General features: G+C 63.8%; 12 protein-coding genes. 7 read left to right on the top strand and 5 right to left on the bottom strand.

What is annotated here, in order from left to right:
* Positions 1–216: 216 nt before the first annotated feature.
* Together sodB and xseA are read right to left on the bottom strand one after the other, a co-directional pair.
* Entirely contained in the window at positions 217–798 is a 582-nt protein-coding gene (gene sodB / locus NCS02_RS11395; RefSeq protein WP_008342714.1) for a superoxide dismutase [Fe], read from the bottom strand.
* Between the two features lie 209 nt (positions 799–1,007).
* Positions 1,008–2,375: an exodeoxyribonuclease VII large subunit gene (gene xseA, locus NCS02_RS11400; RefSeq protein ID WP_250523128.1), complete on the bottom strand. Its 1,368-nt coding sequence runs from the start codon at positions 2,373–2,375 to the stop codon at positions 1,008–1,010.
* A 494-nt stretch (positions 2,376–2,869) separates the two neighbouring features.
* Here xseA and lpxK point away from each other — a divergent pair, with 494 nt between their 5' ends.
* The 5 genes from lpxK (at position 2,870) to NCS02_RS11425 (ending at position 6,794) form a co-directional block, all read left to right on the top strand.
* The gene (lpxK, locus tag NCS02_RS11405; protein ID WP_250435112.1) at positions 2,870–3,886 is read left to right on the top strand and encodes a tetraacyldisaccharide 4'-kinase; all 1,017 of its coding nucleotides are present in this window, start codon (positions 2,870–2,872) and stop codon (positions 3,884–3,886) included.
* Positions 3,867–4,073: a Trm112 family protein gene (locus NCS02_RS11410; RefSeq protein WP_008342720.1), complete on the top strand. Its 207-nt coding sequence runs from the start codon at positions 3,867–3,869 to the stop codon at positions 4,071–4,073. The genes lpxK and NCS02_RS11410 overlap by 20 nt, the downstream gene beginning before the upstream one ends.
* Before the next feature lie 10 nt (positions 4,074–4,083).
* Positions 4,084–4,875, top strand: a complete 792-nt coding sequence (gene kdsB, locus NCS02_RS11415) for a 3-deoxy-manno-octulosonate cytidylyltransferase (RefSeq protein ID WP_250435114.1) — start codon at positions 4,084–4,086, stop codon at positions 4,873–4,875.
* A 296-nt stretch (positions 4,876–5,171) separates the two neighbouring features.
* The gene (adk, locus tag NCS02_RS11420) at positions 5,172–5,837 is read left to right on the top strand and encodes an adenylate kinase (protein ID WP_008342724.1); all 666 of its coding nucleotides are present in this window, start codon (positions 5,172–5,174) and stop codon (positions 5,835–5,837) included.
* Between the two features lie 198 nt (positions 5,838–6,035).
* The gene (locus NCS02_RS11425) at positions 6,036–6,794 is read left to right on the top strand and encodes a 3-hydroxyacyl-CoA dehydrogenase (RefSeq protein ID WP_239295099.1); all 759 of its coding nucleotides are present in this window, start codon (positions 6,036–6,038) and stop codon (positions 6,792–6,794) included.
* A 27-nt stretch (positions 6,795–6,821) separates the two neighbouring features.
* Here NCS02_RS11425 and NCS02_RS11430 read toward each other — a convergent pair whose 3' ends face one another.
* A complete protein-coding gene (locus tag NCS02_RS11430; RefSeq protein WP_239295100.1) occupies positions 6,822–7,664 on the bottom strand; it encodes a SirB1 family protein in 843 nt (280 codons plus the stop codon).
* Entirely contained in the window at positions 7,664–9,214 is a 1,551-nt protein-coding gene (murJ, locus tag NCS02_RS11435) for a murein biosynthesis integral membrane protein MurJ (RefSeq protein WP_249798771.1), read from the bottom strand. Before murJ ends, NCS02_RS11430 begins: the two co-directional genes overlap by 1 nt.
* Positions 9,215–9,583: 369 nt before the next feature.
* Here murJ and rpsT point away from each other — a divergent pair, with 369 nt between their 5' ends.
* Positions 9,584–9,862: a 30S ribosomal protein S20 gene (rpsT, locus tag NCS02_RS11440; protein WP_008342733.1), complete on the top strand. Its 279-nt coding sequence runs from the start codon at positions 9,584–9,586 to the stop codon at positions 9,860–9,862.
* Positions 9,863–10,025: 163 nt separating this feature from the next.
* Here the strand turns inward: rpsT and NCS02_RS11445 are convergent, their stop codons facing one another.
* Complete coding sequence (locus NCS02_RS11445) at positions 10,026–10,364, bottom strand: DUF3579 domain-containing protein (RefSeq protein WP_008342735.1); 339 nt, start codon at positions 10,362–10,364, stop codon at positions 10,026–10,028.
* A 518-nt stretch (positions 10,365–10,882) separates the two neighbouring features.
* Between NCS02_RS11445 and argF the strand changes: the two genes are divergently transcribed.
* Positions 10,883–11,812: an ornithine carbamoyltransferase gene (gene argF / locus NCS02_RS11450; protein ID WP_008342737.1), complete on the top strand. Its 930-nt coding sequence runs from the start codon at positions 10,883–10,885 to the stop codon at positions 11,810–11,812.
* Positions 11,813–11,845 lie beyond the last annotated feature (33 nt).

The raw sequence follows: 11,845 nt of genomic DNA on the forward strand, positions 1-11,845 counted from the left end.
ATTCAGCTCGCGTCTGTGTTGGCAAAGCCAACATGGAAATCGGAAGCCGATTGGGCGACCAGAATCCCGTTAGACCAAGTGAGACTTCGACGTTCCCCAAAAATAGCTCACGCCGGACGCTTCAACGAAAAAAGCCCTCTCGCGAGGGCTTTCATTTTGATTGCGGCATTCGGAATTCATTTCGGAATGCGGCAATCGAGTTTCACGCGCGCTTACTTACGCACCGAAATTCTTCGACGCGAAATCCCAGTTCACGATATTCCAGTAAGCCTCGATGAACTTCGGACGCGCATTGCGATAGTCGATGTAATACGCATGCTCCCACACGTCGATGGTCAGGAGCGCCTTCGCGTCCGTCGTGAGCGGCGTGGCGGCGTTGCTCGTCGACACGATATCGACGGTGCCGTCGGTCTTCTTCACGAGCCACGTCCAGCCCGAGCCGAACGTGCCGGTCGCGACCTTGGCGAATTCTTCCTTGAACTTGTCGTAGGAACCGTACTTTGCGTTGATCGCATCAGCCAGCGCGCCGGTCGGAGCGCCGCCGCCGTTCGGCGACAGGCTGTTCCAGAAGAACGTGTGATTCCATACTTGCGCCGAGTTGTTGAACACGCCGCCCGACGACTTCTTGACGATTTCTTCCAGCGGCAGGTTTTCGAACTCGGTGCCGGGAATCAGCTTGTTCAGGTTCGTCACATAGGTCTGGTGGTGCTTGCCATAGTGATACTCGAGCGTTTCTTCCGACATGTGCGGAGCGAGCGCGTTCTTGTCGAACGGCAGCGGCGGGAGCGTATGTTCCATGATGCGAGCTTCCTTTCTATGTGGATTGTGGGATTGTGTGGCGTCCAGCAGTGGAGCACTGGATTGTAGGCGAGTTGGGATAACCCAGCAAACCGTGTGCTCTTTATGAGCAAGATTGCTTTCCAATCGCCTCACGCGGCGTAAAAAGTGCTCTGAGGAGCCTCGTCAGGCACGTCAAATGTACGCCGATTCCGCGCGCCGCGCCGGGCTCAGAATTCGTCCGACAGACGCGCCTGGACATCGGCGAGCAGCACATCCGCCGATCCTTCCGCGAGATGCACCGTGAGCGGCCGCTTGGGTTTCAATGCGTTCGGTGCACGCACGGCGCGGCCCGTCTGCGCGTCGATCAATGCGGCATAACCGCGTTCGAGTGTGCGCTGCGGGCTCAGCACCTGCAAGCGCGCCGCCAGTTCCGAAACGCACGCTTTCTCACGGTCGGCGCGCCGCTCATGCGCGCTGCCGATACGCTGCGCGAGCCGCAGCAGATGCTCGCGCTCGGCGGCGACATTCGGACGTCTGCGCTGCCAGCGGTAGTGCACCAGCGCGAAGTGCGCGCGCGCATCGCGCACGGGGCGCGCGCCCGCCGCGGCGAGCCGGCTTGCCAGTTGCCGCAGATGCGCGCGCTGCCGCGCCAGCCGTTCCGCGGGGCTCACGAGCCGGCGCGCGAGCCAGTCGAGTTGCTGCGCGCGGCGCTCCATCATCCGGCCGAAGCCGCGCGCGAGCGCCGCATGTCGATGATCGAGCTCGCGCAACAGCAGCACGCGCTGCGGACTGACGAGCTCGGCGGCGGCGGTCGGCGTCGGCGCGCGCACGTCGGCGGCGAAATCGGCGATGGTGAAATCCGTCTCATGCCCGACGCCGCTCACCACCGGCACCGCGCTCGCCGCGATCGCGCGTGCGAGCACTTCCTCGTTGAACGCCCAGAGATCCTCGATCGAGCCGCCGCCGCGGCACACGATCAGCACATCGACCTCGCGGCGCGCGTTCGCGGCTTCGACCATCGCCGCCAGCCTCGCGCCGACGCCCGCGCCCTGCACCGGCGCCGGATACACGACGATCGGCACATGCGGCGCGCGGCGCGCGAGCGTCGTAAGGACATCGCGCAATGCGGCCGCCTGCAACGACGTGACGATCCCGATGCCGCGCGGATGCGAAGGCAACGCGCGCTTTCGCTCGGCCGCGAAGAGCCCTTCGCTTTCGAGCTGCGCCTTCAGCCGCAGAAACGCTTCGTAGAGCCGACCCTGCCCCGTGCGCCGCACCGCTTCCACGTTGAGCTGCAGTTCGCCGCGCGGCTCGTACATCGTGACGAGCGCGCGCACTTCGATCTTGTCGCCCTCGCGCGGCGTGAACTCGGCGTATTGCGCGCGGCCGCGGAACATCACGCAGCGCATTTGCGCGTTCGCGTCCTTGATCGAGAAGTACCAATGGCCGCTCGCCGCGCGCGCGAAATTCGACACCTCGCCCGATACCCATACGAGCGGAAATGACCGTTCGAGCATCGAACTGATCGCGCGATTGAGCGCGGAAACGGGGATGACGGCATCGCCGCTTTGCGACTGCAGTGAATCGGGAGTCATGGCTGGACGAGAAAAATCTTCAGGCGCGGCGCTGTGCGCGATGGACAAACGCCGCTGAACGAGGTACGCAAGTGTAACAAGTGTCCACACAGAAAGACTTACCGCCGCGTGCGGAGCGGCATCGCCAGAGGCTGGTGAGTTCGTTTCAAGCCATTGATTTTTCGACGATAAATTTTTATGGATACTGTCAGCCCCGGAGCAACTCTTTCCTGACGCGCGATCGCGGTGTGTCGGCTGGAAGTTCTTCACAGAGTTATCCACAGGCGTGCGGAGCGGATGGAGTCGCCTTTTCTCCCGCGCTCCTGACTGGCGCCCACGCCCCGCGCGCGCTAGAGTGCCGGGTTCCAGCACCGGCTGGCGCGGCCGAAACCTGCTCGTCCCGGGCCGCGAGAAGCCGGGCATCGTCCAACGCCGACCGTCATCCAAGGAGCTGCCGTTGCACGCCATGCCGTACCCGACTTGCCGCCCGCCAGCGTTCATCGCGAAGGCGGTCCATGTCTGATTTCAAACCGCCGCTCGAAAACTTCCTCGCCCGCGAATGGCGCCGGCGCGGCCCCGTCGCGTGGGCGCTGACGCCTTTCGCGTGCATCTTCGGCGCGATCGCTGCCACGCGGCGCGCCTTCTACGACCTCGGCTGGATGAAGCGCGTCGAAGTGGGCGCGCCGGTGGTCGTCGTGGGCAACGTGACCGTCGGCGGAACGGGCAAGACGCCGACCGTCATCGCGCTCGTCGAGGCGTTGCGCGCCGCCGGATTCCAGCCCGGCGTGATCTCGCGCGGTTACGGCGCGAAGATCGCCAAGCCGACGAGCGTCACGGCAAGCTCCGCCGCCGAGCAGGTCGGCGACGAACCGCTGTTGATCGCGCGGCGCACGCACGCGCCGGTGTTCGTCTGCCCGGACCGCGTCGCGGCGGCGAAGGCGCTGCTCGAAGCGCATCCGAACGTCGATGTCCTCGTTTCCGACGACGGCCTGCAGCACTATCGCCTCGCGCGCGCGTTCGAGCTCGTCGTGTTCGACGACCGTCTCGGCGGCAACGGCTTTCTGCTCCCCGCGGGTCCGTTGCGCGAGCCGATGTCGCGCCGCCGCGACGCGACGCTCATCAACAGTCCCTACGAGCGCACGCTGCCGCCGTGGCCGAACACGTTCGCGCTCGAACTCGAATCCGGCGACGCGTGGCTGCTCGACGATCCGCATCAGCGCCGCCCGCTCAATCAGTTCGCCGGCGAGAAAGTGGTCGCGGCGGCGGGCATCGGCTCGCCGGAACGCTTCTTCGCGACGCTGCGCGCGGCGGGCATCGCGCCGGCGACGCGCGCGTTTCCCGATCACTACGCGTATCGCGAGAATCCGTTCGCCGGCGTCGACGCCGATGCCATCCTGATCACCGAAAAGGATGCAGTAAAATTGGGCGCCTGGCGCGATGCACGCATCTGGGTCGTTCCGGTGCAAGCCGTGCTGCGGCCGCGCCTCATCGCTCTTGTTGTGGAGAAACTCCGTGGACGCACGTCTGCTTGAAATCCTCGTTTGCCCGATTTGCAAAGGCCCGCTCAGTTACGATCGCGCCGCGCAGGAACTCGTCTGCAGCGCGGACAAACTCGCCTATCCGATCCGCGACGGCATTCCCGTGATGCTCGTCGACGAAGCGCGTCAGACCGTCGAGGGCACGCCCGTCGAGCCGCTCAAACCCGTCGGCGACGCCTGAGCACGCTGAAATGTCCGTTCCGTTCATCGCGGTCATTCCCGCGCGCCTCGCTTCCACGCGCCTGCCGAACAAGCCGCTCGCCGATATCGGCGGCAAGCCGATGGTCGTGCGCGTCGCCGAGCGCGCGCGCGAATCGGGCGCTTCGCAAGTGCTCGTCGCGACCGACTCCGACCGCGTGGTCGAGGCCGCGCGCGATCACGGCGTCGAAGTCATGTTGACGCGCTCGGATCATCCCACAGGCACGGATCGGCTCGCCGAGGTCGCGACGCGTCTGAACTGGGCCGACGAAGCCATCGTCGTCAACGTTCAGGGCGACGAGCCGCTCATCGATCCGCAGCTCGTGCGCGATGTCGCCGATCACCTCGCGGCGCATCCCGAATGCGCGATCGCGACGGCCGCGCATCCGATTCACGATCCCGCCGACGTGTTCAATCCGAACGTCGTGAAGGCCGTGCTCGATGCGCAGAGCCGCGCGCTCTACTTCTCGCGCGCGCCGATTCCGTGGACGCGCGATCTCTGGCAACCGCACTGGCCGGACGTCGCCGCGCTTGGGGCACTGCCGTCCGTGCCGAAGAACGTGCTGCGGCATATCGGCCTCTACGCCTATCGCGCGAAATTCCTGCGCGACTTCCCGAACCTCGCGCAAGCGCCGATCGAAGAAGCCGAAGCGCTCGAACAACTGCGCGCGCTGTGGCACGGCGAGCGCATCGCGGTGCGCGTGACGCAAGACGCACCGCCGCCCGGCGTCGACACGCCCGCCGATCTCGCGCGCGTTCAGGCGCTCTTCCCGGAAGCGGACTGATCTCTATCTCTGTTCGACAACCCGTGTAAACCCCGCCGGATGGCCCATTCGGCGGGGTTTCTGGCGTTTTCTATCCGCGTTATTACGGTCGCAATCGTAAAGCGGCGTGGCATAATCAAGCGATTGCGCGAGCCTTCCGGTCAGCGCCACGCTCAACGTTGCGCCGCTGTCCGCAGGTGCCCGCCGTCTCCTTTTCGGCTGCGCGCCCTGTCGTCGACGCCGCACGAGCCTGGCCACCGGATGTCAAATCAGCCTCGCGGCTTGAAGCGGTTTATAGACGATTCGGAGAGATCACCATGCGTTTGATCCTGTTGGGCGCACCCGGTGCGGGCAAGGGCACCCAGGCAAACTTCATCAAGGAGAAATTCGGCATTCCGCAGATTTCGACCGGCGACATGCTGCGCGCGGCCGTCAAGGCAGGCTCGCCGCTCGGCGTCGAGGCGAAGCGCTTCATGGATGCGGGCGAGCTGGTGCCGGATTCGCTCATCATCAATCTCGTGAAGGAACGCCTGCAGGCCGACGACTGCAAGAACGGCTATCTCTTCGACGGCTTCCCCCGCACGCTGCCGCAAGCCGAAGCCATGAAAGACGCCGGCGTGGCGATCGACTACGTGCTCGAAATCGATGTGCCCTTCGACGAAATCATCACGCGCATGAGCGGTCGTCGCGTGCATGCGGCATCGGGCCGCACGTATCACGTCAAGTTCAATCCGCCGAAGGTCGACATGACCGACGACGTCACCGGCGAGCCGTTGATCCAGCGCGACGACGACAAGGAAGAGACCGTGAAGAAGCGTCTCGACGTGTACGTCGCGCAGACCAAGCCGCTGATCGCCTATTACAACGATTGGGCGAAGAGCGGCGCAGCGCCGAACGGACTGAAGGCGCCGGAATATCGCAAGATTTCGGGCCTCGGCGCCGTCGATGAAATCCGCACGCGCGTGTTCGACGCGCTCAAGTAACGCGCTGCCTGATTCGCGTTCGACGAAAACCCGCTCCCTGTGAGCGGGTTTTTTGTGTCCGTGAAATCGCATGACCGTCGTGCGAATTTGCAGCATGCGGCTTCGCTACAATCGACGCGTTTCCCAAAAGGAATGACATCGGCGCGAGCGGCTCAACCCTGCTCTCGCGCGCACGAATCGCACAAAAGGAGAAGAGACATGGAGATGCAAGGCAACACCTTTCTGATCACGGGCGGTGCGTCGGGCCTCGGCGCGGCGACCGCGCGGCTCATCGCGGCGCAAGGCGGCAAGGTCGTGCTCGCCGACATGAACGACGCGGCAGGCGAAGCGCTCGCGAAAGAGCTGTCGGGCGCGTTCGTCAAATGCGACGTGAGCCAGGAAAGCGATGGCCAACGCGCCGTCGATGCCGCGTTGAGTCTCGGCACATTGCGCGGCCTCGTGAATTGCGCGGGCATCGCGCCGGCGGCGAAGACGGTCGGCCGCGACGGTCCTCACGCGCTCGATCTCTTCTCGAAGGTGGTGTCGGTGAATCTCATCGGCACGTTCAACATGATCCGGCTCGCGGCGCACGCGATGTCGAAGAACGAAGCGAACGCGGCGGGCGAACGTGGCGTGATCGTGAACACGGCGTCCGTGGCGGCTTATGACGGGCAGATCGGCCAGGCGGCCTATGCGGCATCGAAGAGCGGCGTCGCGGGCATGACGCTGCCGATCGCGCGCGATCTGAGCAAGAGCGGCATCCGTGTGATGACGATCGCGCCGGGCCTCTTCGAAACGCCGATGCTGCTCGGCATGCCGAAGGACGTGCAGGACGCGCTCGGCGCGATGGTGCCGTTCCCGCCGCGCCTCGGCAAGCCCGACGAGTACGCTCTGCTCGTCAAGTCGATTTTCGATAACCCGATGCTCAACGGCGAAGTGATCCGCCTCGACGGCGCGATCCGCATGCAGCCTAAGTAACGCTCTGCACGGCGCGCGCGGCTTGGTTCAGTCGCCTTGCTGCGTGCGCTGCCGCAACTCGTGCAGCTCGGTTTCGACGACGGTCGCGTCCTCGGCATCCGGACGAGTCTCGATGTATCGCTGCAAATCTTCCACCGCCGGTCGCAGATAATCGAGCCGCGCATACGCGAAACCGCGATCGCGCACTTCCTCGATGCTGTTCGGCAACGCGATCACCAGTCGCTGCTGAACGGCGAGCAGACGCTGCCACCGCTCCGTTTGCAGATAGATACCCTTCAGATTGCGCAGCATGCGCGCGACGATCTCGCGCCGCGTCGCGGGTTGCAACAGCACGCGCAACGCGCTGCCGATCGACTCGCCCACACGCTGCACATACGGCTCCAGCATCTCGACCATCTGCGCTTCGGAGAGCGTCTGGCCAGTCGTCGGATCGAGCATCAGATCGTGGCCCGGCGTCGCGACACGCAAAAGGAAATGCCCCGGAAACGATACGCCGCGCACCGGCAGGCCGAGTTGCTCGGCCATTTCCAGATAGATGACGGCAAGCGAGATCGGAATGCCGCGCCGGCGACGCAGCACCACATTCAGATGGCTGTTATCCGGATCGTAGTAATCGTTGAGATTGCTGGAGAAGCCCAGCTCGCGGAAAAAGTAGCGATTCAGCGCATCGACTTTCTGCTTCGCGTCGGCGTCATCGGGCATGCGGCGACGGGCGCGCACGACGAGTTCGTCGATCTCCGCGAGCGCGGCCTGCATGTCGAGATCGGGATACGCGTCCTGCGCGAGCGACAAGGCGGCTTCCGTGAGCGGAAGGCTGTCGTCGTCCGCCATCAGCGAGGAGAAGTAGTCGAGGATACGCGTTGTCGTCATCAAAGCGTGCGTCTCTTGAAATAGGCGTACTTGAAGCCCATTGCGGCAAGAATACCGAAATATAACGCGGCAAACACGACGAGACTTGCACCGAGAAGCGCGATGCGCAGGACCGGCGTCGCGCGCATGCCGATCCAGTCGAAATTGATCGCCACCCAATGCATCGTCCCCGCAAGAATCAGGCACGCGCCGATCAGTTGCACGAAAAAGCGCAGCCAGCCCGCCGAAGGCTCATAGATCTTGCGGCGGCGCAGCCCCGCGAACAGCAGCAGCGCGTTGGCGAGCGCGCCGAGGCCGATCGAGAGCGTCAGGCCCGCGTGAGAAAAAATCGGCACGAAGATGTAGTTGCTCACCTGAGTCATGACGAGCACGAAGATCGCGATCTTCACCGGCGTCTTGATGTCCTGCTTCGCGTAGAAGCCCGGCGCGAGAATCTTGATGAGGATGAGGCCGATCAGCCCGATCCCGTATGCCGACAGCGCGCGGCCGACCATCACGACCGAATGATTGTCGAACTTGCCGTAGTGAAAGAGCGTCGCGGTGAGCGGCTCGGCGAAGAAAAACAGCGCGATCGCGCTCGGCGCGGCCAGCAGGAACGTGATGCGCAGGCCCCAGTCGAGCAGCGCGGAGTATTCGTCGTGATTGGCGTCGACGTGCGCTTTCGAGAGGCTCGGCAGCAGGATCGTGCCGAGCGCCGCGCCGAGCAGCGCGGTCGGGAATTCCATCAGCCGGTCGGCGTAGTTGATCCACGACACCGCGCCCGCCCCGATGTTCGACGCGATATTCGTGTTGATGATGAGGCTCAGTTGCCCGACCGACACTGCGAACATCGCCGGGACCATTTTCAGCAGCACGCGCTTGACGCCGGGATGCGCGAGCGCGGCGCGGAAGTTCAGCCCGATGCGCGGCGTCATGTCGATCTTCTTCAGGCCGGGCAGTTGCACGAGCAATTGCAGCACGCCGCCGACGATCACCGCATACGCGAGCGCATAAACCGGAATCTTCAGATGCGGCGCGACGAACACCGCCGCGGCAATGAACGACACGTTCAGCAGCACGGGCGCGAACGCGGGCAGCGAGAACTGCTTGTACGTGTTGAGCACGCCCGAGGCGAGCGTCGTCATCGAAATGAGGACGATGTACGGGAACATGATGCGCGTCATCGAGACGGCGAGGCCGTACGCCGCGCCCTCGTGCGACAACCCCGACGCGACCGCGTACACGACCCAGCTCGCGCCCAGCATGCCGAGAAGCGACAGCACGACGAGGAACCAGGTGAGGACCGTCGACATCGCGTCGACGAGCGCCTTGGTCGGATCGTGGCCCTTGCTGTTCTTGAACTCGGCGAGGATCGGCACGAACGCCTGCGCGAACGCGCCTTCCGCGGAGAGACGCCGCAGCAGGTTGGGGATTCGGAACGCGACGTAGAACGCGTCGGTATAGATACTGGCGCCGAAGGCTCGGGCGATCAGCGTTTCGCGGATCAGGCCGGTCACGCGCGACAGCAGCGTGAAGCCGCTGACCGTCAGCAGGGCTCGGAATAGATTCATGGGGCGCTTATTATACGGGCCGCGAGCGGCGCGCCCACGAGACTCGGGGCAATGCTGGCGGCCAATGCCGCACGTTTGACCGATGACAAGGCAGCCGCCCCGTGCCGGCGCGATCCACGCCGCGCTTGTCATGTCTCATATTCCCTTGCTATAATCGCGGGTTTCGAAGCTCCAAAAATCGCTCCGATTTTGCGGCTTCGCGTCTTTTCCGGCCCCGGCCGGCGATGTTTTAGAGGTTCTCGGGCAATCGTTCCCGGGATTTCAGATCAAAGGCAGCGCGCTCGATCGCCCGCGTCAGGGCTTTCATGGCCTTCGCCGGCCCCGCGCGCTCCGGACAAGTAACAGCGAAACAGGAAAAGGGAAACCGTCATGGCAAATTCCGCACAAGCTCGCAAGCGCGCCCGTCAGGCCGCCAAAGCCAACTCGCACAACTCGGCGCTGCGCTCGAAGTTCCGCACGGCCATCAAGGCAGTTCGCAAGGCTATCGAAGCCGGCGATCAGGCCAAGGCCGCCGAAGTGTTCAAGACGTCGGTCAAGACGCTCGACATCATCGCGGACAAGAAGATCGTCCACAAGAACAAGGCAGCTCGTCACAAGAGCCGCCTGGCTGCAGCCATCAAGGGCCTGCAAGCCCCCGCTGCCCAGTAATTCCGGCTCGCTTCCGGCGGGCGCTTTCCGGTTTCGCGAGTTTCGCGTTCGGGGCGTTCGCCGAAGCAGCTTCCTGTTTCCGCTGCGCAGTAACGAAAAAGCCCGCTTCGGCGGGCTTTTTTGCGTCTGTCGCTTTTCGTCTGTGGCTTTCGTCGCGCGGAGGTCAGGACTGAGGCTGCTGCGTCTGCGTGCCGTGATGCGGCGGCAATTCGCACGCCTCGGTCACGACCAGATCATTGTCTTTTGCGAAGTTCAGAACGAAGTCGAACGCCATCGGTTCGATGTCGCGCAGGCGGGAATCGACAATCACGACCTTGATGTCGCCGATCATCGTCGGACGCACGTAGATGGAATATTGCAGGCGGGCGTTGGGCCCTTTCGCCTTTGGGCCGAAGCCCGACATCACGCCGGCGAGACGCTCGGACCAGTCGCTCGGCCGAAATTTCCTCCCGCTCTTGGTGATGCCTTGAATGAAGTACTCGGTAGGGGATGATTCAGCCATGTAGCAATACCTTTTGACGGCCGGTGACGCGCACCGGAACGCACATGCCTGACGCAGGAACCGCAGGAGCCGGCTAGCGAAAAGCGCCGGGCGGTCTTGCGCGGGTCGATTCTGGCGGAATCGTCCGCGCCCGCGACAGGAAATGGCGGACTCGACAGCACTGGGCAATCCACCGCGAAATCGGAACGCGCAAAGTCACGCCGACCGGATTCTTGCGAACCCTTCGCCGCAGAAGCGCGTGAAACGGTGCTGAATGTTGCAGAACTGTTGAAACGAGCGAGCGTGATTATACCGCAGCGGCCTGTTTTCCGCAGCGCACACAGACATGGGATGCGTCCATCAGGGACAGCCCGAGGCCGTGAGACGGGCCTGCGCGCGCAGGCCTCGTCCTTTTGGCCAGCCTCGTCAAACATCGCAAAATCCTTTATGCTCAAAAGCGATACCCACTCCCGACGGCGGCGCCGTCCGGCCTCGACGCTCACGCGCGGCGGCCGGTTCGAAGCCGCCGCTTGCGTTTCATGACCGCCAAGAAAATTCGCCACTATCTTCAGTTCAAGGATTTTTCCCTCGACGACTATGAGTACGTGCTCGAACGCGCGCGCATCCTGAAGCGCAAGTTCAAGAACTACGAGACTTATCATCCGCTGCACGATCGCACGCTCGCGATGATCTTCGAGAAGAGCTCGACGCGCACGCGCCTTTCGTTCGAAGCGGGCATTTTCCAGCTCGGCGGCCATGCGGTGTTCATGAACACGCGTGATACGCAACTCGGCCGCGGCGAGCCGATCGAGGATTCGGCGCAGGTCATCTCGCGCATGGTCGACATCATCATGATCCGCACGTTCGGCCAGGACATCATCCGGCGTTTTGCGGAAAGCTCGCGCGTGCCGGTCATCAACGGGCTGACCAACGAATATCACCCGTGTCAGGTGCTCGCGGACATCTTCACGTTCTACGAGCATCGCGGTCCGATTTCCGGCAAGACCGTCGCGTGGGTCGGGGACGCGAACAACATGCTGTACACGTGGATCGAAGCGGCGCAGATTCTCGGCTTCAAACTGCGTCTTTCCACGCCGCTCGGCTACAAGCTCGATCCCGCGCTGGTTGCCGAGGAAAGCAAGCCGTTTTTTCAAGAATTCGACGATCCGAACGAAGCCTGCGCCGGCGCCGATCTCGTCACGACGGACGTCTGGACCAGCATGGGCTACGAAGCCGAGAACGAAGCGCGCATGAAGGCGTTCGCCGACTACTGCGTCGATGCCGAGATGATGGCGCGTGCCCATCCCGATGCGCTCTTCATGCACTGCCTGCCCGCGCATCGCGGCGAGGAAGTGAGCGCGGAAGTCATCGACGGTCCGCAAAGCGTCGTATGGGACGAGGCGGAGAACCGTCTGCACGTGCAGAAGGCGCTGATGGAGTATCTCCTGCTCGGCAAGCTGAATCACTGAGCGAATCTGCGCTGCCGATTCGCCGCGCATCCC

It is taken from the genome of Caballeronia sp. NCF2, from assembly GCF_023631205.1.
Lineage (GTDB): Bacteria > Pseudomonadota > Gammaproteobacteria > Burkholderiales > Burkholderiaceae > Caballeronia > Caballeronia zhejiangensis.